Origin of the sequence: Pseudonocardia nematodicida, assembly GCF_040105385.1 — a bacterium.
Taxonomy (GTDB): Bacteria; Actinomycetota; Actinomycetes; order Mycobacteriales; family Pseudonocardiaceae; genus Pseudonocardia; species Pseudonocardia nematodicida.
Genome location: NZ_JBEDNQ010000014.1, coordinates 76,903 through 102,714 on the forward strand (window position 1 = coordinate 76,903; position 25,812 = coordinate 102,714).

Consider the following 25,812-nt stretch of genomic DNA (forward strand, 5'->3'; position numbering starts at 1 on the left):
CGGGTGGCGGGTTCGTTCCGGTTCGCAGATTCTCCGGTGATTTTTCGGAGGATTCGGGGCGCATGAAAAACGGCACGCAGAGGCCCGCGGAAACGGTTTCTCCGCCGTTTTCGCGGCGGGCGTCAGGCGACCGAGACGAGCACCGAGGGCCATCCCGTCGCGCCGTCCGGGATCGGGTCGACGCGCTGTTCGGTCTGGGTGAGCCCGCGCCGGTCGGTCGCGCGGGCCTCGAGGACGTGGCTGCCGGGCCCGAGGTCGAGCTCCGCCCGCCACATCCGCCAGGTGTTCGTGTTGACCTCGGTCGCCAGTTCGGCCCGGACCCACGGGCCGCCGTCGGCCCGGACCTCGACGGCCGTGATCCCGACCGGCTGGGCCCAGGCGGTGCCGACGACCTCCACCCGTCCCTGCGGGAGCGTGGCGAACCCGGCGGGGCCGTCGATCCGGCACTGCGTCTTGATCGGGGCCCGCTCGGCCCAGCCGCGGTCGCGCCAGTAGACGCTCTGCTCGGCGAACGTGGTCAGCTCGAGCTCGGACAGCCACTTGGTCGCGGAGACGTAGCCGTAGAGCCCCGGGACCACCATCCGGACCGGGAAACCGTGCTCGACCGGCAGCGCCTCGGAGTTCATCCCGATCGCCAGCAGGGCGCCCCGGCCGGCATCGAGCACCGTCGCGGTCGGCGTCCCCGCGGTCCAGCCGTCCCGGCTGGTCGAGAGCAACTGGTCGGCCGCCGGATCGACGCCCGCCTCCCGCAGCAGCGGGGCCAGCTCGACGCCGACGAACCGCGCCGTCGACACCAGGTCGCCGCCGACGGTGTTCGAGACGCAGGTCATCGTGATGGTCCGCTCGACCAACGGCCGGGCGAGCAGGTCGTCCATGGTCAGCGTGAGCTCGCGGTCGACGCGGCCGTGCACCCGCAGCGTCCAGTCCTCGGCGCGGACGGCGGGGATCTGCAGCGCGACGTCGATCCGGTAGAAGTCGGCGTTCGCGGTGACGAACGGGACCGTGCCGGGGAACGACGCCGAGGCGGGCACCGGCGGCGCGGTCTCGGCGAGCGCGGCCGCGGCCAGCCGGCGGGTCAGCACCGTCCGGGAGTCGGCGATCCCGCGGCCGGACGCGGCCAGGGCGACGCCGGCGCCGCCCGCCGCCAGCGAGGCGAGGGCGACCGCGGCCGAGGAGCCGACGAGCACCGAGCGGCGCCCGACCCGGCCGACCCCGCTGCCGTCCCCGTTGCCGTCGCGGCCTGCTCCGGGGGGTGACGCGGCGGCCGCGCGCGCGGCCCGGTGCAGTCCACGCTGGACCGCGAGCCCCACCAGCAGTGCGGCCAGCGGAGCCGCGAGGTCGACCGGCCGCAGGGCCGGGGACGACAGCACCGCGGCGAGACCGAGCACCCCGAGCAGGGCGACGGCCGCGGTGCCCGGTCCCGGGCGTCGTCGTGCGGCGAGTCCGGCGGCCGCCCCGCCGAGCACCAGCAGGACCGCGATCCCGGCCAGCAGGACGGGCTTGTCGGCGGTCCCGAACGCGGCCTTCGCGAACTCGACCACCGGCTGCGGCGACAGCCGCACCACGGTGTCCCCGACCGCGACGAACGGTGACGACGCCGGTGTCAGCAGTCCCGCGACCAGATGGCCCGCGGCCACCGCCGCCACGATCGCCGGCAATTGCACCCCGATCGCGACGGAGCGCCCGAGAACGGGAGGGGTCCGGTTCCCGGCGGGTGTCGCGTCGATCTGCACACCCGATCTTCGCCAAGGGGAGTGCGGACGGTTCGGCTGAATCCGGGAAAGGTCGATCGTGCGTTTTCCCGATGCGTTCAGGACACGCCCGGCGCCGCCGGCACCTCCGGGGTGGGGTCCTCCGGGACCGCCGGTGCCGGGACCGGGCTGTCCGCGCCGAGGCCCTTCTCGGTCGCCGAGGTGCGGACCGCGTCGACCACCAGCAGCAGCGCGGCGCGACGGGCGGTGTTGGTGCGGGAGGCCACCGACACGGTGCGGGTGAGCGCGTCCCCGAGGGCGATGATGTCCACCGCGGGCGGGCGCAGCGCCAGCCCCAGGTCGGACACCAGGGTCACCCCCAACCCGGCCGCCACCATCGCCATCGCGGTCGCCTGCTCCTCGACCTCGTGCACGACCCGGGGCTCGAACCCGGCCGACTGGCACGCCAGTCGCGCCGCGTGCCCGAAGTGCGACCGCGGCGGGGACAGGATCCACGGCTGCTCGGCCAGCTCGGCCAGCATGACGCTGGCCGCCGGCACCACCCCGGCCGGGACCGCGGCGTAGAGCCGCTCCACCGCGATCACCGCGCGCTCCAGGCCCGGGTCCCAGGTCATCGGGTAGTTCGAGTAGTCGATGACGAACGACAGGTCCAGCGCGCCGTCTCGGACCGCCGCCGCCGTCGCCTCCGGCGCCAGCTCCCGGGTGCGGACCTCGACACCGGGATGGGTGCGGGCGAGCGAGTTGAGGGCGTCCGGGAGCAGGCCGGAGGCCACCGAGGCCCAGACCCCCGCGGTGAGCTTCGCCGTGACCGACTCGCCGGCCTCCTCGAGTGCCTGGGTCGCGCGCTCCACCGAGGAGAGGATCTCCTCGGCGTGCTCGGCCAGGAGCACCCCGAGGTCGGTCAGCTGGACCCGGCGTCCGCGGCGCTCGAACAACCGGGCGCCGACGTCGCGCTCCAGCTGCGCGAGCTGCTGGGACACCGCCGATGCCGTGTAGTGCAGCGCCGTCGCCGCCGCGGTGATCGTGCCGCGTCGGTGCAGCTCCCGCAGCATCCGCAGGCGGGGCAGCGACAGGTCCATGGACGGAGCCTAGGACGTTGTGCAGGAGCGCTGCACAGCGCCGTGAATGATCCGTAAATGGACGCCACGGGCATCGCGGCCGCAGTGTGGGGGTCACCGGCCGGAGGCCACCGACCGGGGACGACGAGGTCCACCCACACACAAGGACTCAGACCGGCCCGCGCCGCGGGCCGGTGCCGGTGTGCCTGTCTCCCCCCGGGCCACCACCGGAGCACGGCACGACGGAGAGGTGGGTCGCCATGACGACGATGCAGAACCCGGCCGGGAGCACCCCGGCGACGACGATCCAGGTCACCCCCGGCGCGCCGGCGCCCGCCGTCACGGTCCCGGTCGCACCCCGGACCGAGCCGTACATGCGTCTGCAGTGGAACGACTCCGTCACCGGGGCCGTCGGCTACCTCGTGGTGCACACGCTGCGCGCGGGCCTGGCGACCGGTGGCACCCGGATGCGCGCCGGCTGCACGCTGTCCGAGGTCGAGGACCTCGCCCGCGGCATGGCCAACAAGACCGCCACCTTCGACCTGCCGATCGGCGGGGCCAAGGGCGGCATCGACTTCGACCCGAAGGACCCGCGCGCGCTCGAGGTGCTCGAGCGGTTCTGCGAGGCCATGCGCCCGTGGATCGACGCGCACTGGGTGACCGCGGAGGACCTCGGCGTCCCGCAGCACCTGATCGACGAGGTCTTCGAGAAGCTCGGGCTGGGGCAGAGCTACCACGCCGCGATCAGCCGAGCGGCCGACCCGGCGGCCACCCTGGAGCGGGTCCGGCGTGGACTGAACGCCGAGGTCGAGGGCGGATTCCTGCTCGGTGACGTGATCGGCGGCTACGGCGTCGCGCACGCCTGCCTGGCCGCCGCGGTGTCCTGGGGGCAGACCCCGGCCGAGACGACCGTCGCGATCCAGGGCATCGGCACGATGGGCGGCGCCGCCGCCTACTACCTGCACGAGGCCGGGATGACGGTCACCACCGTCGCCGACGCCGCCGGCACCCTGCACTGTCCGGACGGCCTGGACGTCCCGGCGCTGCTGGAGCTGCGCGACGGCTACGGCGAGGTCGACCGCAGCCGGCTGCCCGACGGCGTCGAGCAGCTGCCGCGCGGTGCGATCCTCTCCGCCGACGCGGACATCCTGGTCCCGGCCGCGATCTCCTACGCGATCACGCCGGACAACTCCTACGACGTCCGGGCCCGGGTCGTCGTGGAGGCCGCGAACGCGGCGACCACCCCGGAGGCCGAGGCCATGCTGGCCGCCCGCGGTGTGCCGGTGCTGCCGGACTTCGTCGCCAACGCCGGGGCCGTGGCCTGGGCCTGGTGGCTGCTGCTCGGCCAGGTCGACGACGACCCGGCGACCTCGTTCGACCGGCTCCGCACCGTGATGCACGCCAAGGTCCCGCAGCTGCTCGCCGCCTGGGCCGAGGAGGGGGTCACCCCGCGCGAGACCGGGCACCGCTGGGCCGACGCCCCGGCGCCGGTCACCGCCCCGGTCGTCATCCCCTGATCCCTCGCCGGCCCACCCCACCGGCGTCGCCCGGCCGCGCTGTGCGGTGACCCGGAGTTCGCGCGGTGATCCGGAGTTCGCCGGCGCCGGGACGCGCGCGTACGCCCGATGGACGCGCGGACGGCGGATCGGCGCGCGGGCGGCTGCCGGGTCAGACGGCCAGGGCGGCCCGGCTGCATGCGGCTCATCGTGGCACAGCCCGCAGCGCCCGGGACTCCGGACGACACCGGACCCCGCTGACGCACCTCGCGCCGGGTCAGCCGGTGCGGTCCTGGCCGGTGCGCTCGTCGCGGTGTTCCGCGTCGAACCGCAGCCGGGCGTCGACGTGTGCCTCGGCGCGCCGGGCCTCGCGGGTCGCGGCGGCCGCACCCACCGGGTAGCCGGCCTTCATCACCCGGGTCTCGGACGCCTCGGTCACGTAGACCATCGAGTAGAAGTAGCCGATCACCGCACCCGACACGATCGCACCGATCTTCACCCACACCGGACCCGGCACGACCAGGTACAGCACCGCGACCAGCGGCAGCAGCTGCACGGTGGTGCGGGCGAAGTGCCGCAACCACCAGGTTGGGCAGGTGACGTCGTGCAGCACCCAGGTGCGGTGCCGCTCGGGAAGGCGGGCACCGAACGCGTAGGCCAGCCAACGGAACGGGTTCGGTCGTGTCATCGTGCGCCCGATTTTACGACCCCGTCACGGCTGCGGCCACGTGAGCTCAGGCTCCCGGGTGCCGCACGAGCAGCGCGATCACGTCGGCCGGGTGCGGCGGGCTGTTCTCCGGTGCGACGGCAACGCCGTCGGCATCCGGGACGGGCTCCGGCAACGGCCGGCCGGACCGCGCGTCCGCCAGCAGGTCCCGGACCCGTTGCCCGGCCCGGTGGTAGAACTCCAGCTGCACCGGGCGCCCGAACAGACCGAATCCGAGCCGGTAGAGCGGGTGCGGGATGCGAGCCGGCCGGGAGAAGGCGCGGATCACGAACTCGACCTCGCCGGTCGTCAGGTCCTTGACCACCTCGTAGGTCAGCCGGCCCTGCTCCAGGTGACCCTGCAGCGTCTCGTAGGTCCAGCCCCAGACCCGCGTGCCGTCGCGCTCGTCGTCGACGGTCGCGGTGACCCGGACGCCGAGGTGGAACCGCAGCGGACCGAACCGGCCCTCCAGCAGCATGTCCCGGCCGAGCAACGGGTCGCCCGGGCGGAAGATGCCGCGGAGCCGGTGGTGGTCGGTGAACTGGTAGTCGCGCAGCACCGCGCAGGCCCGCTCCCAGTCGCCGCCGGCTTCCGGCGGGCCGGGGCGTTCGGTCCCGACCAGCGCGCGGCCGTGGTCGACGTGCCAGCGGCGGCGCCGGGCCGCTCCCGGCGGCGGGGCCCCGTCCGGCGACACCGGCGCCTCGGCCGGGTCGAAGTTGACCGCGAGCCGCGCGAGACCGTCCAGATCGGAGCGCCGGAGGTCCGCGCCGGGCCTGGCGTGCCGGGGCCCGCCCGGGCGGCTCAGGACCGGTCCCCGCGCTTCTCCTCGCGCCGCATCGACTCGCCGATCAGCCAGACCATCGACGGCCACAGCCCCACGAAGATCGCGCGGCGTTCCGCGTTGCCCCGCTCGTCCTGGTCGACGGTCTTGGCCCGCAGCCAGAGCACGATCGAGAACCCGATCGATCCCAGCGACAGCCACTGCAGCTGCGCCCCGCGCAGCCCGGCCCGGCGCAACACCCGTCCGACGGTCATGTGTGATCTCTTCCCGCAGAGCGCCCGGCTCACACCCGTGCTGTCATCACGGGATGGGCACGCGTACCGAGCGCAGACAGGTGACGGGCGACCGGCGCTCGCGGCAGGTGGCCGCGCTGCTGCGCTGGCCGGTCGGGATCGCGCTGGTCTCGTGGCGCTACTTCTGGCGGACGGTGCCGATCCACCGCAGCGACGTCACCGGTGACCTGTCCGACCTGCCGCCCGCCGCTCCCCAGGGGGCCGGCGACGCCGACGTCCAGGGCCCGGACGACGGCCACGGCACCCTGCTGCACCGGCTCTACTCGGTGCGGATCCGCGGGTCCGCACTGTCGCCGGTGGAGCTGATGTCGACGCTCGCCGCCGACCCGGACCGCTGGTCGCCCGAGTTCGCCGTGTTCCGCCGCACCCGCGGCACCGACGGCGTGATGGCGCTCGGCGACGAGTTCCTCATCCGGATGCCCGGACCGTGGGACGGCCCGGTCCGGGTCTGCACCTCCGAGGACGACCGGTTCTCCTTCGTCACCCTGCGCGGGCACCTGGAGGCGGGCCGGATCGAGTTCCGCTGCCGCGTCGCCCCCGACGATGCGACGCGGCTGCTGTTCGAGATCGAGTCCTGGGCCCGCCCCGGTGACCGGTTCTCGCACGTCCTCTACAACCGGCTGCGGGTGGCGAAGGAGGTCCAGCTCAACATGTGGACGCACGCCTGCATCCGGGCGGCCCGGATCGCGGGGGGCCGCCCGGACGGCGGGGTCACCGTGCGGACCCGGCGCCTCGCACCTCGCGGATCATGACCACACCCAGCCCGGCGACGGCGATCCCGCGCAGCAGCTCCACGTGCAGTCCGGTGAGGACGGCCATCTCGGGCAGCGGCACGAACAGCAGCAGCGCCCCGGCCAGCGCGGCCGCGCCGATCCAGCGCGGGACCCCGGCGGTGCGCATCAGTGCGACACCCATCAGCGCCAGGCCCGCGAGCAACGTCAGACCGCCGATCATCTGCATCATCGCGAACGGGGCCGAGGCGATGATGCTGCCGTCGTCCGGGATCAGCTCGGGGGCGGCCCGGGCGATCGCCGGAGCGACGAGGCCCTCGACGACCAGGTGGCCCTGCGCGCTCACCGCGTTGCCGAGGAAGTAGAGCCCGAACCCCAGCGCGCCGAGCACCCCGGAGCGCGGCGCGAACCAGGCCCACGCGGCCGGCAGACCGAACATCAGGGCCAGCGCCCCGGCATAGATCAGCAGCTGGCCCCACGGCGAGCCCGGCGCCAGCAGGGACTCCACCGAGTGCGCGTTGCCGTCGACGACGGGGTGCAGCACCCCACCGGCCAGGGACAGCGCGGCGGAGGCGACGAGCATCGCGCCGCCGCCGACCACCAGGCGTCGCCGGGCGGGGTCGGGTGGTGCGGGACGTGTGCCGGGGGAGATCGTGCGGTCGGAGACGGTCACGGCGGGACTCCATAGAACTCGGCGCCGGTCGGTCCGGCGTGATGTGGCCCGGCCCGGTGGATCCGGGGCGGTGCGCTGCCGAGCCTGCGACCGGGCACTTGCACCCGGCTTGGAACCGGCCTGCGACCTCCGGCGAGGTGCGCGGCCGCTGAAGGATCTCCCGGCGTGACGCAGGGGCCGATCGACCCGGCGGCCGCGGTTCCCACGGAAGTGGAGCACCCGGTCGTGTGGAACCCGGTCGTGCGGGCGTGGCGGATCCGGCTCCCCGGCCCGCTGCCCTGATCATCTCTCCGGCCGTCTGGCGATCGGGGGAGTGGCCATGGTGGGGCGCGTGCGGTACCGGCTCACGGGACGCACGGCACTCGCGTTCACGGCGGCGATCGGCGTCCTCGTGCCCGCGCACGGCGGCGTCGATGCCAGGTGGAACGCGCCCGGGACGCTGCCCGGGGTCCTCGCGGCGCACGCCGGGATCGTGCCCGCGCAGCAGGCGGCCCCCGCGGTCACCCACCGCGAGGAGCGGATCGACACCCCGGCCGGGCCGGTGACCATCGACGTCGTCGTCGCCGACCTGAACCGGTCGGAGATCCGGGCGGACCTGCTCACCGGTGGGGTGGTGGGGGAACGCGCGACCGTCCCCGAGCACGCCGACCGGGCGGGCGCGCACGCCGCCGTCAACGGGGACTTCTTCGACCTGGCCCGCAGCAACGCGCCCGCCGGCCCGTCGGTGCGCGACGGCCGTCCGCTGACCTCGGCGGTCCCGCCCGGGCGGCGGCTTGCCCCGCCGGTGCCGGGCAGTGAGCCCGGCGACGTGCTGGCCGTCGACGCCTCGGGGACGCCGCGGCTGGACCGGCTCACCCTCGACGCCGTCGCCGAGTCCGGCAAGACCGTGCTGCCGATCCGCACGCTGAACGCCTACGCCGTCCCGGTCGGCGGGATCGGCCTGTTCACGCCGGACTGGGCCGGTGACCGCAACGCGGCGCTGTGCGGCAGCGACGTCGACCGGGACGCCCCGTGCGCGCCGGACCGGCTCGAGGTCGTCGTCGCCGACGGCGCCGTCACCGACGTCCGCCCGCCCGGCGGCGGTCCGATCCCGCCCGGTCAGCAGATCCTCGCCGGCCGCGACGAGGGCGCCGCCGCGCTGCGGGCGCTGGAGCCCGGCGACCCGGTCGGGATCCGATACGGCCTGACGCCCGAGTCCGGTGCGGACCCGGAGACGGCGGTCGGCGGGAGCCCGATCCTGCGCGGCGGGGAGCCGGTGCCCGGTGTGGACGCCGGCGCCCGCGAGCCGCGCAGCGCCGCCGGGTTCACCGGAGAGGGACGGCTGATCCTGCTCACCGCCGACGGTCGGGCGTCCACATCGGCCGGGCTCACCCTGCTCGAGACCGCCGAGCAGCTGCGCCGGGCGGGCGCCGTCGACGGCGTCAACCTCGACGGCGGCGGCTCGTCGACGCTCGTCCACCGCGGCCAGGTGGTCAACGCCCCGTCCGGCGAGGCCCACCGCCCTGTTCCGAACGCCCTGGGCATCGTCGCGAACTGATCACTCCTTCGCGGCTGCGACCGACGGGCGCGATTCGGGCTCGGCGGGCAGCGCGGGTCGCGAGCATCCGGGCATGGATCTCCCGGAGCTCCTGCGTAGGCAGGACGGCCTCGTCACCACCGCCCAGGCCGTCGCCTGCGGGATGTCGGCGCGGGCGGTGCGCCGACGGCTCGAGTCCGGGGACTGGACGGCGGTGCACCCACGGGTCTGTCTGGCCGGCGGGCACCCGTTCGGACCGCGGGCCAGGGTGCGTGCCGCGTCGCTGTGGGCGGGACGGGCCGCCGTCGTCTCGGGGCCCGCCGCCGCGTACTGGTACGGCCTGCTCGACTCCCCACCGGCCGTCGTGACGGTCACGTTCCCGCGGGCGTCGTCCCGGGCGAGGCGACCCGGGGTCCGGGTCCGTCGGCGCGACCTCGACCGGGCGGACCGCGACGAGCGCCGGGGCGTCGGGGTCACCGCACGGCCGCTGACCGTGCTGGAGACGGCGGCGGCGCTGCCGGACGGGGCCGCGTTCCTCGACCGGGCGTTGCAACGGTGGATCGAGTTCCCGGCCGCTCTCGCGGCCCTGCACCGGATGCTCGGCGCCGCCGGGGCCCGCCGCGCCGGGTACCTGCTCCGCGCGGCTGCCGACCGGTCGGCGTCGACCCTGGAACGGCGGCTGATCGCGCTGCTGCGCTCGGCCGGTGTGACCGGCTGGGTGCCGAACCTGGAGGTGGGGCCGTATCTCCTGGATGTGGCCTTCCCCGAGCAGCGCGTCGGGATCGAGCTGGACGGCTGGGCATGGCACTGGAGACCAGGAGCGGTTCCGCCGCGACCGTCGCAAGGGCAACGAGCTCGCCCTGGCCAGATGGACCGTGCTCCGGGTCACCTGGCACGACCTGGAACAGGCACCCGGCCGGATCCTCGCCGAGATCCGCCACGCGCTGGCTCTCGCCCGCGGGTGATCGACCATGCGGCCTGGTTCTCGGACGGATTCGTCCGCTTTCCGGGCCCGATGGTCGATCACCGGGGTTCGACGCGGGCCAGGGCCCGGGTCAGGGTGGGGGAGAGGCGGGAGGCCAGGAGGCCGGCGTGCGCCTCGGCGGTCACCGGGGCCAGGGGCAGGTTCTTCTCCACCGCCCGGAGCAGGCGCCGGGCCACCCGCTCCGGGGAGTAGCCGCGGCGGGTGTAGGCGGCCGCGGCGGCGCGACGGCGGGTCTCCTGCTCGGCGTCGTCGGCGCCGGCGAACCGGGCGTGGGTGGTGATCGGGGTGTTCACGAACCCCGGGCACAGCGCGGTGACGCCGATGCCGTCATCGGCCAGCTCCGCGCGCAGGCACTCCGACAGCATCAGCACCGCGGCCTTGGTGGTGGAGTAGGCGGGCAGCACCCGGGACGGCAGGTACGCCGCCGCCGAGGCGACGTTCACTAGGTGCCCGCCCTCGCCGTGCGAGCGCATCAGCTCCCCGAAGTGCCGGCAGCCGTGCACGACGCCCCACAGATTGACGTCGACGATCCGCCGCCACTCGTCGGCTCCCGTGTCGGCGAACGGCCCGGCGACGGCGATCCCGGCGTTGTTCACGACGAGGTCCGGTACCCCGTGCTCGGTCGCGACCCGCGTCGCGAGGGCGGCGACCGCCGCGTCGTCGGCGACGTCGAGGATCTCGGCGACGGCCCGGTGCCGGCCGTGTCGCCGGGCGATCGCGCCGGCCGTCTCCGCGGCACCCGCGGGATCGAGGTCCACCACGACGACGCGCGCACCCCGGTCGGCGAGCTCCTGTGCCGTCGCGCGGCCGATGCCGCTGCCGGCCCCGGTCACGACGGCGAGCGCTCCGCTCCAGCGGCTCGCCGGGCCGGCGCGCCCACCCTCGGCCGCGAGCGCGGCGCCCCGGGCACGGGCCCGGCGCAGCGCCGGTGCCTCCGTACCCGGATCCCCCTCGGCCGCGGCGACGTGCTCGGCCACGCAGCGTGCGACGAGCTCGGGCCGCTGCCGCACCACCCAGTGCCCGCCGGGCAGGTACCGCACCGCGACGTCGTCGGCGAAGGTCGTCGCGGAGACGGCCAGCGCCGGGGTGACGTAGGCGTCGCGCAGCGGGACCAGCACCTGCACCGGGACGCCGGTGTGCCGCGGCTCGGGGCGGCCGAGGCCGCGCGCCATGTTGCGCCGGTAGAGCTCCAGCCCGCGCAGCCCGTCGCGGGTCGAGGGGCGCGGGACCCGTTCCCGGCGGACCAGCGCACCCGGCAGGGTCCCGCTGCGCCACAGCAGTTCCGGTAGCACCGGCAGCCGGAACGCGAGCGTGTACCAGGAGTGCAGCGCCTGCCGGAGCACCGCCGGCAGGTCGCGCGGGGAGCGGCGGCGCAGGAACAGCCCGACGTGGTCCAGGCACGGCCCGGAGATCGAGGTCAGGGAGGCGACCCGTCCCGCCAGGGCGTCGCCGGTGACCGCGTGCCAGGCCTGGCACCCGCCCCAGTCGTGGGCCAGCAGGTGCACCGGACGGTCGGGGGAGACGGCGTCGCACACCGCGCGCAGGTCGGCGGCGAGCAGCTCCAGGTCGTACCCGGCGCGGCCTGGCGGGGAGTCCGAGCGGCCGTGCCCGCGGACGTCGTAGGTCACGACGTGGTGCCCGGAGCCGGCCAGGACGTCGGCGACGCCGTCCCAGACGTGCCGGTCGTCGGGGTAGCCGTGCACCGCGACCACCGTCGGTCCCGACCGGTCACCCCGCTGCACGACGGCGAGCCGGAGCCCGTCGGGGGTGGTCACCTCGTCGTCCACCCGGTCACAGTAGGGGTGATCAGTCGCCGCCGCCGTCGCTGCGCAGCGCGCCCTCGGCCACCAGCCGGGCGAGCTGGGCACGGGTGGTGACGCCGAGCTTGGCGAACGCCCGGCCCAGGTGGTGCTCGACGGTCTTCGGGGACACGAACAGCGCCCCCGCGACCTCACGGTTCGTGCCGCCCTCGGCCACGGCCAGGCAGACCCGCAGCTCCTGTCCGGTCAGCGCCGTCCCGGCGCGCCCGCCGGTCGGTCCGGCCGGACGGACCCCTGCGGCGCGGAGCTCGGCGCGGGCCCGGTCCGCCCAGCCCGGGGAACCGCACCGGTCCAGCTCGGCGACGGCGGCCGCCAGCCGGTCGCGTGCCGCGCGGACCCGGCGTGCCCGGCGCAGCGCGGTGCCGATCACGAGCAGCGTGCGGCCGTGGTCGAACGGGTGCTCGGCCAGGTCGGCCAGTGCGGCCCCCGCCGCCCCGTCCGGGCCCGGGTCGTCCACAACCGCGCCGTCGGGAGGCGCGCCGGGCCGTGCAGTGCCCCCGGGGGCACCGCCGTCGGGGACCGGAGCGCCGGCGTCGAGCAGGATCCGGCAGCGGGCCGCGACCCCGCGCGCCCAGCGGGATCCGGTCCGTGCCGCGTCGGCCGCCAGGTCCACGAGCGCCGCGGCGGCGTCGTCCGCGCGGCCCGCCCGGTGCAGCGCCTCGACCAGGTCACCCCCGAAGGGCACCGTCAACGGGTTGCCCAGCCCGGTCGAGCGGGCCACCTCCCGGGCGCCGGTGAGGTGCTCCGCCGCGACCTGCGGCCGGTCCGCGGCCAGCTCGGCGAGGCCGAGCGCGTGCCGGGCGTAGACCAGGACCGGCGGCTGCCCGAGCCGCCGGGCCGCCGTCAGGGCGAGCTCACCGTGCCGCCGCGCGCCGGCCACGTCCCCGGCGACGGCGGCAGCGCGGGCCCGTTGCGCGTGCGCGTACCCGAGCATCCCGTCCGCGCCGACCTGCGGCCCCAGCTCGGTCACCTCGCCGAGGTCCGCGATCGCCCGGACCGGGTCACCGGTGAACAGCAGCAGTTCGGCCCGCTCCATCAGCGGCATCGGCAGCCGGGCCGGGATGCCGGCGGTCCGGGCGGCCGACATCTGCTCGTCGACGACCGCCCGTGCCTCGGCGAACCGCTCGGACTGCGTGTGCACCTGGGTGACCATCTGCTGATGGGTCGGGAACCGCTCGCGGGTCGCGGCGACGAACCGTGCGGCCGGGAAATGCTCCTCGAGCTCCAGCACCGCTCCGAGCTCGCCGTGGTGCAGCAGCCGGGCGTGGGTGTGCATGTGCTCCAGCAGGTAGCGCACCAGCGGATCGGCCGTCTCGAGTGCCAGCGCGCGCCGGGTCAGCGCGAGCATCTCCACGAGCCGGCCGATACTGCCCAGCGCCGTGGCCAGCTGCACCGACACCATCGCCGCGAGGTCCGGCGCGGGCCCGGCCAGCTCGTCGTGCACGCGGTACAGCTCGGGCACCGCCCCGGCCACGTCGGTCCGCCACACCGCGACCGCCGCACGCAACGCCAGCGCCTGCTGCCGCACCCCGGCGTCGTGCCCGGTGGCCAGCACCTCGCCGACCAGGCCGGCGGCCTCGTCGCGCCGCCCGGCCAGCAGGCACGACCGCGCGGCGGCCACCCGCCGGGTGTCGCGCTCCGGTCCGTCCGGGGACAGCGCCGCCGCCCGGACCCGCGCCGCCGCACCCGCGGCCGGCCCGCCGCGCCGCTCGGCGTCCGAGGCCGCCCGGTCCAGCGCCGTCGCGACCTCGGTGCCGCCGACGACGGCGGCCGCGGCCAGGTGCAGCGCGTACCGCTGGACGTCGGACCCGTCCGTCACCCGGGCCAGGGCGTCGTGCGCGCGCCGGCGGTCCGCGGGGGAGACGACCGCGAACGCGGCCGCCCGGACGAGCGGATGCACGAACTCGGGACGGCCGGGTGCGACGGTCAGCACCCCGGCCCGTTCGGCCGGTTCCAGATCGGCGGGGGTGAGGCCCAGCCGCCCCAGCGCCGCGGCGACCGAGCCCACCCCGGCCGGGCCGGCGGCCGCCAGCACCGCCAGCGCGAGCCGGGTCCGCCCGTGCAGACCGGCGAACCGCGGGCCGAAGGCCGCCGTCCCGCGCCCGGTCAGCGGCAGCGGGTCGGGCAGCGGGTCCCGCCCGGATCGCTGGGCGGCGGTGAGGACCCGGTCGACCTCGCGCAGGGCGAGCGGGTTGCCGCCGGTCGCGGCGTGCAGCGCGGCCCGCACAGAGCCCGCCGTCCCCGGGGTGAACAGCGCTCCGGCGTCGGACGACGACAGCCCCGCCAGATCGAGCGACGGCCACGGCCCGGCCACCGGGCGTCGCTCCCCGGTGCGGCGGGCGAGCAGCACCGCCACGGCGTCGGCGGCGAGCCGGCGCAGCGCGAACGACAGCACCCGGCCGGACTGGTCGTCGAGCCAGTGCGCGTCGTCGAGCACCACCAGCACCGGACCTGCCTCGGCGGCCCGGGCGAGCAGCCCGAGCGTCGCCGCGCCGAGGACGGAGACGTCCCCGGCCGGCCCGGTCCCGTCGTGCAGCGCCCGGACCGCCGACCGGGGCGCCGGCGGGAGGTCGTCGGCCGCGCCGGCCAGCGGGCGCAGCAGCTCGTCCAGGCCGGCCAGCGGGAGCTCCACCTCGCCCTGCACGCCCCGGGCGCGCAGTACCCGGAACCCGTCCGCCGCGGCGGCGTGCTCGACGAGTGCGGTCTTGCCGATCCCGGGGTCGCCGACGATCTCCAGGACCGCCGCCCGGCCGTCGCGTGCGGATGCCAGGAGCCGGCCGATCCGGGCCCGTTCGGTCGCGCGACCGCGCATTGCGCGACGGTATCGAGGGATGGCCGGGCCGGTGACCTGTGTACTCACTACTGATGATCTGGCCGCCGTGTCGGGGAATCCCCCGATGGGTGCGGCGCCGGCACGCGCTTAGCGTCTCGTCACCTTCACCCCGAGCCACGGAGGAGCGGATGACGAGCACGGTGATCCGGGCGGTGCCCCGGATCGGGTCGGCATGGACCCGGACGTCGGGACAGCTCTCGGCCCTGCTGCTCGAGACGCTCGACGAGCCGTCGTCGGGACCGCTCTGGATCGGACGCCCCGCGCTGCGGGCGTGGGGCCGGGTGGACACGGCGGTGCGGGCCGCGCAGGCCCGCTCGCCGTACCCGCCGGGTCCCTGTCCGGGGCTGTGCCTGGTCCCGGTCCGCCCGGACGACGTGGCGACGCTCGGCGCGGCGGCGGTCGTCCTCGGCCGCGGCCTGCTGCCCGGCGGGGAGCCGCGTGCGGCCGCCGTGCTCGGCCGGGCCGCGTCCGGGTGCGGGACGGGACCGGCGGACCTGGTCCGGGACCTCGCCCGGGTGCACGGCGTGCTCGACCTCGATCTCGCCGCCGACGGGGAGCTGCTCTACGTGCTGGCCGGCGTCGGGACCGGCGGCGGCCGGGCCGCTGACGCGGGGGAGCGAGCCACCGAGCGGGTGCTGACGATGTGGCGGGCCGGCGAGGACCGGCTCCCGGTGGACCCCGCCGCCGCGTGAGGAACGGGGGTCAGGCAGCCGGGACGAACGTCTGCCAGAGCAGCACCCCGTTCAGGGTGATCACCACGGCCGTCACCAGCACCGCCGCGGCCGTCGTGACCCGCCCGCCGACCAGGTCGCCCATCACGTCGCGGCGGGAGGTCAGCCACACCAGCGGCGCGAGCGCGAACGGGATCCCGAACGACAGCACCACCTGGGACAGCACCAGCGCCCGGGTCGGGTCGACGCCGACGCCCAGCACGACCAGCGCCGGGGCGAGGGTGAGCAGCCGTCGCACCAGCAGCGGGATCCGCCGGCGCAGGAACCCGGCCATGATCACCTGGCCGGCGTAGGTCCCGACCCCGGACGAGGCGAACCCCGAGGCGAGCAGGGCGATCGCGAACCCGTACGCGGCGGCCGTGTCGAGCTCGCTCCCGAGCCCGGCGAAGATCCCCTCGAGGGTGTCGGTGCCGGGCACCGTCGTGCCGGCGAACAGCGCCGCCGCGACGACGAGCATGGCCAGGTTGACCAGCCCGGCCAGCCCCATCCCGAGCACGATGTCGGTGCGGCCGGTGCGCAGCAGGAACCGGCGGTCGGCGTCGTCGCGGGCGACCAGCCGGTGCTGGGTGAGCGCCGAGTGCAGGTAGATCACGTGCGGCATCACCGTCGCGCCGAGGATGCCGGTGGCCAGCAGGAGGCTCCCGGCCCCGTCGAACGCCGGGACCAGCCCGGCGGCCAGTGCACCCGGGTCGACGTCGACGCGCAGCAGCGTCGACACCATCCCGACGACGATGATCGCCAGCAGGAACACGATCGCACGCTCGAACGGTCGGTGCCCGCGCGACTGGAGCCCGAGCAGCCCGAACGCGATCACCCCGGTGATCAGGCCGCCGGCGAACAGCGGGATCCCGAACAGCAGGTGCAGCGCGACGGCGCCGCCGATCACCTCGGCCAGGTCGGTGGCCATCGCGACCAGCTCGGCCTGCGCCCACATCAGCCGGGTGCCCCAGCGCGGCATCCGCGCCCGGCACAGCTCGGGCAGGTTCGCCCCGGTCGCGAGGCCCAGCCGCGCCGAGAGCGACTGGATGAGCATGGCCATCAGGTTCGCGGCGACGACCACCCAGACCAGCAGGTAGCCGTACCCGGCGCCGGCCGAGAAGTTGGTGGCGAAGTTGCCCGGGTCGACGTAGGCGACGGCCGCGACGAACGCCGGCCCGAGCACCGCGAGCCGCCCGCGCCAGCCACGGCGGCGCAGCTCCTCGACCGTGCCGGGTTCCCCGGCCGATCGCGACGCATCCGCCCGCACCTCGCCCCCTCGCTCGTCGGAGGTACGACGAACACGGAGTATAGGCACGACTAATGCCTTCGGTGCGCGACGAAACAGAGAGTGGTCGACGGTTCCGGAGCGTTCGGACCGCCCGCGGGGACCGCCACGCTCCGGAACGCGTGATCACGCGGCGGTCACAGAGGGCGGTGCATCACGTGCAGGCCGGTCGTCGTGCCGTCCGGCAGCCGGAAGGCGTCCGGCACGATCCCGACGGTCGCGAAGCCCAGCGAGTGCCACAGCGCGACGGCCCGGGTGTTGGTCTCGACGACCGCGTTGAACTGCATCGACGAGTATCCGGCGGCGCGGGCCAGCTCCAGCACGTGCTCGCCGAGCGCGCGCCCGGTGCCGCGGCCGGCGCGGGCCGGGTCGACCGCGAAGCTCGCCGTCGACACGTGCGAGCCGGGTCCGGGCTGGTTCGGGCCGGTCTTGGCGGTACCGACCACGACCCCGCCGTCGACGGCCACGACGACCCTTCCGGGCGCGGGCAGCATCCACATCCGGCGGGCCCAGGCCTCGTCGCCGTCGGTGGGCACCGTGTAGGTCCGGCCCTCGGCGAAGATCGGGCGCAGCACCGCCCAGATCGCCGGCCAGTCGTCGTCGGTCGCGTCCCTGATCTCCACGGGCGGCCAGCCTAGTGCGGGCCCGAGCCGTCTCCCCACCGGTTTCCGGCCGGTCCGGCGCTCAGGGCAGGTAGAGGTCGCGCGGGCCGGCGTCGAGGGTCTCCACGCTGCCCGCGGTGCGCGCGGCCAGCCACTCCGCGAAGTCGTCCACGTCGGACTCCGCGACGGCGACGGTCAGCGTCACGTCGGCCCCGTGGATCACGTCGCGCAGCCGGTAGGGGGAGTTCCGCAGGTCGTGCTCGAGCCGCCCGGCCCGGTCGTGCGGCAGCGCGAGCAACAGCTCCCGGTGCCGGACCCGGCGCAGCGTGCCGAGCCCGTCCAGGGTCTCGGCGAGCGCGCCGGAGTAGGCGCGGACCAGGCCGCCCGCGCCCAGCTTGGTCCCGCCGAACCAGCGCGACACCACCGCGACGACGTCGGTGAGCTCCCGGCGGGTGAGCACCTCCAGCATGGGCACACCGGCGGTCCCGGAGGGCTCGCCGTCGTCGTTGCTGCGGGCGGTCGTCGCCCCGGTCGCCGGGTCACCGATCCGCAGCGCCGTGCAGTGGTGGGTGGCGTCCGGCCCGGCCCGGCGGACCCGGTCGATCACCGCGGTCGCCGCGTCGACGTCGGCGACGCGGCGGACCGTGCAGACGAACCGGGAGCGGGCGACCTCGACCTCGTGCACGCCGTCGCGGGCGATCACCTGCACGGGTCGAGGGTAGCCCTCACTCCTCCCCGGCCGGGACCGGCACCTTCAGCGGACGCAGGTACACCCAGAGCACGAACAGCGCTCCGATGATCAGCATCCCGATGCCGGTGTCGAGGTTGAGGTTCGTCCCGCCGGTCTTGGCCAGGTTCTCCGGGTCGTTCCCGGAGACCAGCCCCATGATCAGCAGGACGATGCCGTAGACCCCGAACAGCAGGGCGATCACCGAGCGCAGGTCGAACAGGTTGGTCGCGGTCGCCGAGACCGGGGCGTCGGCCCCGGCCCGGTCGCCGGTGTCCGGGTCGAACTCTCCGGCTCCGCCGGTGCCGTGCGTGTGATCGGTCATCTCGTCCATCCCTCCCGGCTCAGCCGACTACCACGTAGAGGACCACGGTCAGGGCCAGCACCGCAGCACCGAGCACCGCCGGCGAGCGGTACCAGCCGGCGTCGTCGCCCTCGGTGGAGTGCGTGCGCGCCTCCTTCGGGGTGAGGCTCCAGACCAGGCCCGCCAGCTCGGCGTCGGGCTTCGGCGCCGTCACCATCGAGACCGCGCCCGCCACACCGACACCGACCACGAACGCCGCGATCGCGCCGAGGAAGCTGCCGGCCTGGTTCGAGACCTCGAGGACCCCGGTGCGGACCAGGATGTCGACGGTCACCGCGGCGGCGGTACCCGACAGCAGCCCGATCCACGCCGACGGCCCGGTCATCCGCTTCCAGAACAGCCCCAGGATGAAGATCGCGAACAGCGGGGCGTTGAAGAAGCTGAACAGCGACTGGATGTAGTCCATCAGGTTCGCCGACCCGGCGGCGATGAAGGCGGTGCCGATCGCCAGCACGCAGCCGATGATCGTGACCAGCCGGCCGATCCGCAGGTAGTAGCGGTCGGGCCGGTCCGGGCGGACCCAGTCCTGCCAGATGTCGTAGGTGAACACGGTGTTGAACGAGCTGATGTTCGCCGCCATACCGGCCATGAACGCGGCCAGCAGGCCGGCGATCGCGACGCCGAGGATCCCGTTCGGCAGGACCTCCTTCATCAGCAGCGACAGCGCGTTGTTGTAGGTGATCCCCTCGACCGCGTCGGGGCTGCCGGACTTCACCGCGCTGATCTGCGGGACCAGGATGCCGGCGATCATGCCGGGGGTCACGATGACCAGCGCGACCAACGCCTTCGGGAACGCACCGATGATCGGCGTCCGGCGCGCGGCCGACATGCTCTTGGCCGACAGGGCGCGCTGGACCTCGGCGAAGTTCGTCGTCCAGTAGCCGAACGAGAGCACGAAGCCCAGACCGAACACGATGCCCAGCACGGACAGGAACGGGTTGGTGATCTCGGTCAGCGGCGTGCCCGGCCAGGCGTTGAGGTCGGCGCCCCCGCTGGGGCCCTCGGTGACGGCGCGGGTCAGACCGTCCCAGCCGCCGATCCGGTTCAGCCCGGCGACGGTCAGCGGGATCAGCAGCGCGAGGATCACGAAGAACTGCAGGACCTCGGTGTAGATGGCGGCGGACAGCCCGCCGAGCGAGATGTAGGCCAGCACGACGACGGCCGCCACCGGGACGGCCACGATCAGCGGCCAGCCGAGCAGCGCCTCGAGCACGAGGCCGAGCGAGAACAGGTTGACCCCGGCGATCAGGATCGAGGCGACCGCGAAGATCACCGCCTGGATCCGCTGGGTGGTCCGGTTGAACCGCTTGAGCAGGAACTCCGGGACGCTGCGGGCCTTCGAGCCGTAGTAGAACGGCATCATCACGATGCCCAGGAACACCATCGCCGGGATGGCGCCCAGCCAGTAGTAGTGCACGGTCGGGACGCCGTACTGGGCGCCGTTGGCGACCATCCCGATCAGCTCGATCGCGCCCAGGTTGGCCGAGATGAAGGCCAGACCGGTGATCCACGCCGGCAGCGACCGCCCGGACAGCAGGAAGTCCAGGCTGGACGAGACCGACCGGCGGGCGGCGTAGCCGATGCCGAGGACCAGTACGAAGTAGAAGGCGACCAACAGGTAGTCGACCAGGTTCGGGTCGAGCCGGAGTACGTCCTGCGCCGTCATGTCGTGGCCCCCCACCGGCTCCGCGGGGCCCCGGCCCCGCGGGCCCGGGCCGTATCGCCGTGATCCATCTCGGACACTCCTCGACAGTGAGACATGTGTGCCGGTCCGCGCGGTGGTGCGAGACGCCACGTTGCGCGAGCCAACGCACAAGGTAGCTCAGAGTCGGACAGAAGTGAACACCCTCACTCAATGAGTGTTTCGCCCATTCGTTGTTCCCGCAGGTGGATCGACCGTCGAGGTCGTTGCCCCTCGTTCGGAGATGTTGCATTCTGTGCGGGTGACGACAGCGAACGGCGGGATGGGCCGGTGAGTCTGCTCGCCGAACAGCGGCGTGAGGTCATCGTGGAGCAGGTCCGCTCGAGGGGGGCGGTCCGCGTCTCCGCGCTGGCCGAGCACCTCGGCGTCTCCGAGATGACCGTCCGGCGCGACCTGGACGTGCTGGCCCGGCGCCGGCTGGTGGACAAGGTCCACGGCGGTGCGACGGCGATCGGCGAGCACACCACCGAGGAGCCGGAGTTCGCGGCCAAGGCGGTCCGCGAGCTCGAGGAGAAGGAGGCGATCGCCGCGGCGGCCGCCGCGCTGGTGGAACCCGGGGCGGCCGTCGGCCTGTCGGCGGGGACGACCACCTGGCGGCTGGCGCACCGCCTCGCGCGGGTGCCGCGGCTGACCGTGGTGACGAACTCGCTCGCGGTCGCCGAGGCGCTGCACGGCGCGGGCGCGGAGTCCCGGGGGACGACGGTGATCCTCACCGGCGGGGTGCGGACGCCGTCCGAGGCGCTGGTCGGCCCGGTCGCGATCGCCGCGCTGCGCTCGCTCAACCTGGAGATCGTGTTCCTCGGGGTGCACGGGATGAGCGCCGCGGCCGGGTTCTCGACGCCCAACCTGACCGAGCGCGACACCAACCGCGCGCTGGTCGACGCCGGTCAGCAGCTCGTCGTCGTCGCCGACCACACCAAGTGGGGCACGGTCGGGATCTCGACGATCGCCGAGCTGCACGAGGCCGACGTGCTGGTGACCGACTCCGGCCTGGCCGACGCCGACCGCGCGATCCTGGAGGGCGAAGTGGACCGCGTCCTGGTGGCCCGCCCGTGAGCCCGCTCCCGACCCGGCTGGCCGACGGCCGCGAGATCCTCTGGTTCGACGAGCCCGGCCGGCCGCCGCGGGACCCGGTGGCACTGGTCGACCACCGCGACCTGCCGCGGGTCGTCCCGGCCTCCGAGCTGCGCTACGACGCCCTCGCCGGCGAGTGGATCACCATCGCCGCGCACCGCCAGGACCGGACCTACCAGCCGCCGCCCGACCAGTGTCCACTGTGCCCGAGCCGGGACGGGAAGCTGACCGAGATCCCCGCGCCGTCCTACGACGTCGTCGCCTTCGAGAACCGGTTCCCCTCGTTCGGTTCGGCGCCGGGTGCTCCACCGCCGCCGGTCACCGGCGACGCGCCGGCCCCCGAGGCGGGGCGCTGCGAGGTCGTCTGCTTCACCGACGACCACGGCACGCCGTTCGTCCGCCTGCCCCCGGAGCGGGTGCGGCTGGTGCTGGAGGCCTGGGCGCAACGCACCGCCGAGCTGGGTGCCCGGCCCGGGGTGCGGTACGTGTTCCCGTTCGAGAACCGCGGCGCCGAGATCGGCGTGACGCTCTCGCACCCGCACGGCCAGATCTACGCCTACCCCTACGTCCCGCCGTTCCCGGAGCGGATGCTCTCCCGCGTCGCGGCGCACCGGGTGGCGACCGGGGAGAACCTGTTCGACGTGCTGCTGGCGCGGGAGCGGGCGGGGGAGCGGGTCGTCGTCGCGGGGGAGCACTGGACGGCGTTCGTGCCGCGCGCCGCGCGCTGGCCGGTCGAGGTGCACCTGTACCCGCACCGGCCGACGCCCGACCTGCCGGCGCTGGACGAGGCGCAGCGGGCCGAGTTCGGGCTCGTCTACCTGGACGTCCTGCGCCGGCTCGACGCCCTCTACGACGACGAGCTGCCCTACGTCGCCGCCTGGCAGCAGGCGCCGGTGCGTCCCGGGGACGGCCGCGCCGACGCCCGGCTGCACCTGCGCCTGCACTCGGTCCGCCGGGCGCCGGGCAAGATCAAGTACCTGGCCGGGTCGGAGTCGGGGGCCGGGGCGTTCATCTCCGACGTGCGGCCCGAGGCCGTGGCGGAGCGGCTGCGCGCGCTCTGATCCCACCCGGAGGAACCCACCCGGACATGCGTCGAGGCCGGTGCCCCTCCCCAGGGGTACCGGCCTCGATGTCTCCTGCGCCGGGTGCTAGACCCGGGTCGCGCTGTGGAACGGCATCGCGTCGATGTTCGAGTACTTCACCGGCTCGCCGCTGGTGGAGGCGTGCAGGATCTGGCCGTTGCCGGCGTAGAGGCCGACGTGGCTGACCGGGGAGTAGAAGAACACCAGGTCGCCCGGCTGCAGGTCGCTCTTGGACACCGACTCGCCGCTCATCTGCGACTGCGCGCTCGAGGTGCGCGGGATGTCCACCCCGAGCTGCTCGAAGGCCCAGACCATCAGCCCGGAGCAGTCGAACGCGCTGGGACCGGTCGCGCCCCAGGCGTAGGGCTTGCCGAGCTGGCTGGTGGCGGCCGCGAGGGCCTGCATGCCCGCCGTGCCGCTCGACGACCCGGCGGACGCTCCGGCGCCGTCGGTGGTCCCGCTGCCGGCTCCGTCGGTGCGCCCCGCGCTCTCCCGGAGCTCGGCCGCCTCCTGCTCGGCCTCCTCGCGGGCGACGGCGGCGATGCTGGCGGCGTCGGCCTGCTCGAACACCTCGGGCACGACCGAGGTGACCTGCTCGATGCCGGAGCCCAGGGCCGCCGCGGCCTCGCTGGCGCCCGGGCCGCCCTGCTCGGCGCCGGCCGCCGGGACCGAGAGCGCCATGGTCGCCTCGCCGGAGGCGCCGGTGAGGTCGACGCCGGGCTGGGCGTCGGCGGTGGTCTGCTCGCCGGGGCTGCCGATCGCGGTCACCACGCCCATGACGGCGGTCGCGCCGACCAGCGTGGCGGACATGGTCGCGACGACGGCACGCGGGTTGCTGCCGAAAGGACCGGTGCCGCCGGTGCCGCCGGTGCCGCCGCCGCGGAGGAGACCGACCGGCGCGAGGCCGGCCGGGACGTCCCGGGAGACGACGGTGTCGTCCGAGTGCGGGCCGTCGGAGTGCGGGCCGGCGGGGGCCGGTACCGCCAGGGGCGCGCCGATCCGCTCGGTGGCCGGGCCGAACCCGCCGGGCCCGGCGGTCCGGGTCGCGCGGCGGCCACCGGTGGCCGGGGCGTCGAAGCCCGCCTCGGAGTACCGGGCGAGCAGCTCGGCGGCGGAGATGCCGGCGGTCGCGTCGCGGTCGCGGCGGCGCCGGGGCACCGCCACGGGATAGGCGTCGGTCGCGGCCGTGGGGGCCGTGGCCGGATTCAGTGCAGTGGTCATCGGGGGTCCTCGCCGCCACGGGCGCGTGCCCGTCCCCGCCGCGTGCTGGTGGGCGCCAGGGGGAGTGTCGGCGGGCGGGGCTCGGACGGCCGACCAGGCGCACCAGCCGACATCTCGCCGACCAGCACAGCGACCGTAACCGGTCCGTGATTCGGGCGTGGGCGGGGGAGGTGCACATGCGACGAACGGTGCGTCCTGCGCGATCCGCGCACGGCCGTGCCGCCGAACGGTGGACGAAGTAGTCCATTCGAGTGGTCGCACGGTGAACGGCGCGGTGAACGGTCGAAGCGAGTGGGTGAAGATCCGTTCGTCGCAGCGAGTACGCGCCCGGAAGGAGCAGTGAGCTACCTCGCAACGCGATCATTGCACAGGGGTGCGGACCGCAACGTCGGGGGCCGTCCGCTCAGCGGCCCGTCCACTCCGGACGCCGGCCCTCCCCGAACGCCGCGACGGCGCCCCGGAAGTCGTCGGAGCCGTACACCCGCGCGACGACCTCGCTGTCGTCCGGCGTCCCGGCGGACTCCCGCGCGCGCAGCAGCTCCTTCGTCGCCCAGATCGTCAGCGGCGCCCCGGAGACCAGCCGCGCGGTCAGCTCGGCCAGCCCGGCGTCGAGGTCGTCGACGACAGCGTGCAGGAAGCCGGGCACGTGCCGGGCCTCGCCGACCTCCAGCATCCGTGCGGTCAGCAGCAGGTCCGCGGTGAGCGGGCGGCCCAGTGTCTCCACGAGCAGGTCCAGCGTCCGGGCCGAGAGGCAGTTGCCCAGCGTGCGGGCGATCGGCACGCCGAACCGGGAGTCCGGGGTCGCGATCCGCAGGTCGGTGGCGCACGCGATGCCCAGGCCGCCGCCGACGCACCAGCCCTGCACCGCTGACACCGTCGGCACGCTCACCGCGCGGATCCGGTCCAGGATCGCGGTGACCCGGTGCTCGTAGTCGATGCCGTCCGCGCCGGAGGTGAAGGCGGCGAACTGGCCGATGTCGGTGCCCGCGACGAACGCCTTGCCGCCCTCCCCGCGCACGACGAGCACCCGCACCGCGTCGTCGTCGTCCGCGCGCTCGCAGGCTGCGACCAGGCCGTCGTACATCTCCCAGGTCAGCGCGTTGCGCTGGGCGGGACGGCGGAAGGTGACCGTGAGGACACGGCCGTCGAGATCGGTGCCGACATCGCTCATCAGGACATCTCCGGGCTGTTCGGGGGCGGGGTGGCGATCTCGGCGAGGACGTCCGCGGTCGAGGAGCCGAGCGGGGGGCCGGCATGCCCGCGACGGGCCGGGGTGCGGGAGAACCGCATCGGCGAGCCGAGCTGGCGGACCGACCCGAGCGCCGGGTGCGGCGCGTCCCACAGGTAGTCCCGCTCGGTCAGGGTCGGGTCGGTGAACACGTCGTCGTAGCCGGCGATGGCGGCGCACGGGACTCCCGCGGCGTCGAGAGTGGCCCGCACCTCGGCGGTCGTCAGTTTCGCGGTGACTCGCTCGATCAGCCCGATCAGCTCCGTCCGGTTCCGCAGCCGGTCCGCGTTCCCGGCGAACCGCGGGTCGTGCTCCAGATCGGCCAACCCGAGCGCGGTGCAGAACGCCGTCCACAGCCGGGTGGTGTTCGCGCCGACCGTCACGTACCCGTCACCGGTGCGCACCGCCTGGTAGGGGGCGTAGCGCTGGTGAGCGGAGCCCTGCCGGCCGGGGACCTCACTGTCGCCGAAGTACATACCCGACTCCCACACCGCCAGCGACACTCCGGACTCCAGTAGCGAGACGTCGATGTACTGGCCCTGCCCGGAGCGGTCCCGCTCGCGCAGCGCCGCGGTGACGGCCAGTGCCACGTAGAGCGCGGTGACCAGGTCGCACACCGGCACGCCGACCTTCACCGGGTCGCCGTCGGCGTCGCCGGTGACGCTCATCAAGCCGCTCGCGGCCTGCGCCATGATGTCCAGCCCGGCCCGTCCGGCGGCCGGCCCGTCCTGCCCCCAACCCGACGCCGAGGCGTAGACCAGCTCGGGACGGCGGGCGGCGAGCTCCTCGTAGCCCAGGCCGAGGCGCGCCATCGCGCCCGGGCGCAGGTTCTCGACCAGGACGTCTGCCCGGTCGACGAGCGCGAGGAACGCGTCGCGGTCCGGTGTGGACTTCAGGTCGAGGACGACCGACTCCTTGTTCCGGTTCATCCGCAGGAACGGCGAGCTCTCGCCGTCGAGGAACGGGCCGGCGGCGCGGGTGGGGTCGCCGGAGCCCGGTGGCTCGACCTTGACGACCCGGGCCCCCAGGTCGGCGAGCTGCATGGTGGCGAAGGGGGCCGCCATGAACGCGCCGACCTCCAGGACGAGCACGCCGGCCAGGGGAGCTGCAGCGGTCACTCGTGAACTCCTCATCTCCGGGACATTGCTCCGATACGGTATACATGAGTACGAATCGGACTCAAGGTCATCCTCTCGGTCCCCGGTGCTTCCGC

Annotated in this window: 22 protein-coding genes and 1 pseudogene; 7 read left to right on the top strand and 16 right to left on the bottom strand. The window is 75.1% G+C overall.

Going from position 1 to position 25,812, the window contains the following annotated elements:
- Nucleotides 1–122: 122 nt before the first annotated feature.
- Both WIS52_RS28105 and WIS52_RS28110 read right to left on the bottom strand, forming a co-directional pair.
- The gene (locus WIS52_RS28105) at nucleotides 123–1,637 is read right to left on the bottom strand and encodes a molybdopterin-dependent oxidoreductase (protein WP_349301420.1); all 1,515 of its coding nucleotides are present in this window, start codon (nucleotides 1,635–1,637) and stop codon (nucleotides 123–125) included.
- 173 nt (nucleotides 1,638–1,810) lie between these two features.
- Entirely contained in the window at nucleotides 1,811–2,791 is a 981-nt protein-coding gene (locus tag WIS52_RS28110) for a LysR family transcriptional regulator (protein WP_349301421.1), read from the bottom strand.
- Between the two features lie 353 nt (nucleotides 2,792–3,144).
- Between WIS52_RS28110 and WIS52_RS28115 the strand changes: the two genes are divergently transcribed.
- Nucleotides 3,145–4,287 carry a Glu/Leu/Phe/Val dehydrogenase dimerization domain-containing protein gene (locus WIS52_RS28115; protein WP_349301547.1) on the top strand — a complete coding sequence of 381 codons (1,143 nt, stop codon included), beginning with the start codon at nucleotides 3,145–3,147 and terminating at the stop codon, nucleotides 4,285–4,287.
- A 256-nt stretch (nucleotides 4,288–4,543) separates the two neighbouring features.
- Here WIS52_RS28115 and WIS52_RS28120 read toward each other — a convergent pair whose 3' ends face one another.
- The 3 genes from WIS52_RS28120 to WIS52_RS28130 all read right to left on the bottom strand — a co-directional run bounded on the left by WIS52_RS28120 (nucleotide 4,544) and on the right by WIS52_RS28130 (nucleotide 6,007).
- The gene (locus tag WIS52_RS28120; protein WP_349301422.1) at nucleotides 4,544–4,954 is read right to left on the bottom strand and encodes a DUF5313 family protein; all 411 of its coding nucleotides are present in this window, start codon (nucleotides 4,952–4,954) and stop codon (nucleotides 4,544–4,546) included.
- A 46-nt stretch (nucleotides 4,955–5,000) separates the two neighbouring features.
- Nucleotides 5,001–5,666, bottom strand: a complete 666-nt coding sequence (locus WIS52_RS28125; protein ID WP_349301423.1) for a DUF1990 family protein — start codon at nucleotides 5,664–5,666, stop codon at nucleotides 5,001–5,003.
- 107 nt (nucleotides 5,667–5,773) lie between these two features.
- The gene (locus tag WIS52_RS28130) at nucleotides 5,774–6,007 is read right to left on the bottom strand and encodes a hypothetical protein (protein ID WP_349301424.1); all 234 of its coding nucleotides are present in this window, start codon (nucleotides 6,005–6,007) and stop codon (nucleotides 5,774–5,776) included.
- Nucleotides 6,008–6,060: 53 nt separating this feature from the next.
- Here WIS52_RS28130 and WIS52_RS28135 point away from each other — a divergent pair, with 53 nt between their 5' ends.
- Nucleotides 6,061–6,798 (top strand): DUF1990 family protein, encoded by a 738-nt coding sequence (locus WIS52_RS28135; RefSeq protein ID WP_349301425.1) that lies wholly within the window; start codon nucleotides 6,061–6,063, stop codon nucleotides 6,796–6,798.
- Here the strand turns inward: WIS52_RS28135 and WIS52_RS28140 are convergent.
- Nucleotides 6,758–7,450, bottom strand: a complete 693-nt coding sequence (locus WIS52_RS28140) for a hypothetical protein (RefSeq protein ID WP_349301426.1) — start codon at nucleotides 7,448–7,450, stop codon at nucleotides 6,758–6,760. The genes WIS52_RS28135 and WIS52_RS28140 overlap by 41 nt on opposite strands.
- 319 nt (nucleotides 7,451–7,769) lie before the next feature.
- On the opposite strand from WIS52_RS28140, the gene WIS52_RS28145 reads away from it, so the two are divergent.
- Both WIS52_RS28145 and WIS52_RS28150 read left to right on the top strand, forming a co-directional pair.
- Nucleotides 7,770–8,987, top strand: a complete 1,218-nt coding sequence (locus WIS52_RS28145; RefSeq protein WP_349301427.1) for a phosphodiester glycosidase family protein — start codon at nucleotides 7,770–7,772, stop codon at nucleotides 8,985–8,987.
- 73 nt (nucleotides 8,988–9,060) lie between these two features.
- Nucleotides 9,061–9,165, top strand: a pseudogene (locus WIS52_RS28150) (type IV toxin-antitoxin system AbiEi family antitoxin domain-containing protein); the annotation flags it as partial.
- An 824-nt stretch (nucleotides 9,166–9,989) separates the two neighbouring features.
- On the opposite strand, the gene WIS52_RS28155 reads toward WIS52_RS28150, so the two are convergent.
- Both WIS52_RS28155 and WIS52_RS28160 read right to left on the bottom strand, forming a co-directional pair.
- Nucleotides 9,990–11,738: an SDR family oxidoreductase gene (locus WIS52_RS28155; protein ID WP_349301428.1), complete on the bottom strand. Its 1,749-nt coding sequence runs from the start codon at nucleotides 11,736–11,738 to the stop codon at nucleotides 9,990–9,992.
- A gap of 19 nt (nucleotides 11,739–11,757) precedes the next feature.
- Complete coding sequence (locus WIS52_RS28160) at nucleotides 11,758–14,583, bottom strand: helix-turn-helix transcriptional regulator (RefSeq protein ID WP_349301429.1); 2,826 nt, start codon at nucleotides 14,581–14,583, stop codon at nucleotides 11,758–11,760.
- 149 nt (nucleotides 14,584–14,732) lie between these two features.
- Between WIS52_RS28160 and WIS52_RS28165 the strand changes: the two genes are divergently transcribed.
- Complete coding sequence (locus tag WIS52_RS28165; protein ID WP_349301430.1) at nucleotides 14,733–15,296, top strand: hypothetical protein; 564 nt, start codon at nucleotides 14,733–14,735, stop codon at nucleotides 15,294–15,296.
- A 10-nt stretch (nucleotides 15,297–15,306) separates the two neighbouring features.
- On the opposite strand, the gene WIS52_RS28170 is transcribed toward WIS52_RS28165, so the two are convergent.
- The 5 genes from WIS52_RS28170 to WIS52_RS28190 form a co-directional block, all read right to left on the bottom strand.
- A complete protein-coding gene (locus WIS52_RS28170) occupies nucleotides 15,307–16,530 on the bottom strand; it encodes an Nramp family divalent metal transporter (RefSeq protein ID WP_349301548.1) in 1,224 nt (407 codons plus the stop codon).
- 206 nt (nucleotides 16,531–16,736) lie between these two features.
- Nucleotides 16,737–17,222 carry a GNAT family N-acetyltransferase gene (locus WIS52_RS28175; RefSeq protein WP_349301431.1) on the bottom strand — a complete coding sequence of 162 codons (486 nt, stop codon included), beginning with the start codon at nucleotides 17,220–17,222 and terminating at the stop codon, nucleotides 16,737–16,739.
- Between the two features lie 61 nt (nucleotides 17,223–17,283).
- The gene (locus WIS52_RS28180; protein WP_349301432.1) at nucleotides 17,284–17,910 is read right to left on the bottom strand and encodes an IMPACT family protein; all 627 of its coding nucleotides are present in this window, start codon (nucleotides 17,908–17,910) and stop codon (nucleotides 17,284–17,286) included.
- A gap of 16 nt (nucleotides 17,911–17,926) precedes the next feature.
- Complete coding sequence (locus WIS52_RS28185; RefSeq protein ID WP_349301433.1) at nucleotides 17,927–18,253, bottom strand: hypothetical protein; 327 nt, start codon at nucleotides 18,251–18,253, stop codon at nucleotides 17,927–17,929.
- A gap of 19 nt (nucleotides 18,254–18,272) precedes the next feature.
- The gene (locus tag WIS52_RS28190) at nucleotides 18,273–19,958 is read right to left on the bottom strand and encodes a sodium:solute symporter family protein (protein WP_349301434.1); all 1,686 of its coding nucleotides are present in this window, start codon (nucleotides 19,956–19,958) and stop codon (nucleotides 18,273–18,275) included.
- 306 nt (nucleotides 19,959–20,264) lie between these two features.
- Here WIS52_RS28190 and WIS52_RS28195 point away from each other — a divergent pair, with 306 nt between their 5' ends.
- Nucleotides 20,265–21,050, top strand: coding sequence for a DeoR/GlpR family DNA-binding transcription regulator (locus WIS52_RS28195; RefSeq protein WP_379611894.1), 786 nt, complete (start codon nucleotides 20,265–20,267; stop codon nucleotides 21,048–21,050).
- Nucleotides 21,047–22,129, top strand: coding sequence for a galactose-1-phosphate uridylyltransferase (gene galT, locus WIS52_RS28200; RefSeq protein WP_349301435.1), 1,083 nt, complete (start codon nucleotides 21,047–21,049; stop codon nucleotides 22,127–22,129). The genes WIS52_RS28195 and galT overlap by 4 nt, the downstream gene beginning before the upstream one ends.
- An 87-nt stretch (nucleotides 22,130–22,216) precedes the next feature.
- Here the strand turns inward: galT and WIS52_RS28205 are convergent, their stop codons facing one another.
- From WIS52_RS28205 to WIS52_RS28215, 3 genes are all read right to left on the bottom strand, one after another.
- Entirely contained in the window at nucleotides 22,217–23,371 is a 1,155-nt protein-coding gene (locus WIS52_RS28205; RefSeq protein WP_349301436.1) for a C40 family peptidase, read from the bottom strand.
- 403 nt (nucleotides 23,372–23,774) lie between these two features.
- Nucleotides 23,775–24,542: an enoyl-CoA hydratase gene (locus WIS52_RS28210; RefSeq protein WP_349301437.1), complete on the bottom strand. Its 768-nt coding sequence runs from the start codon at nucleotides 24,540–24,542 to the stop codon at nucleotides 23,775–23,777.
- Nucleotides 24,542–25,717, bottom strand: a complete 1,176-nt coding sequence (locus tag WIS52_RS28215; protein WP_349301438.1) for a CaiB/BaiF CoA transferase family protein — start codon at nucleotides 25,715–25,717, stop codon at nucleotides 24,542–24,544. Before WIS52_RS28215 ends, WIS52_RS28210 begins: the two co-directional genes overlap by 1 nt.
- Between the last annotated feature and the right edge of the window lie 95 nt (nucleotides 25,718–25,812).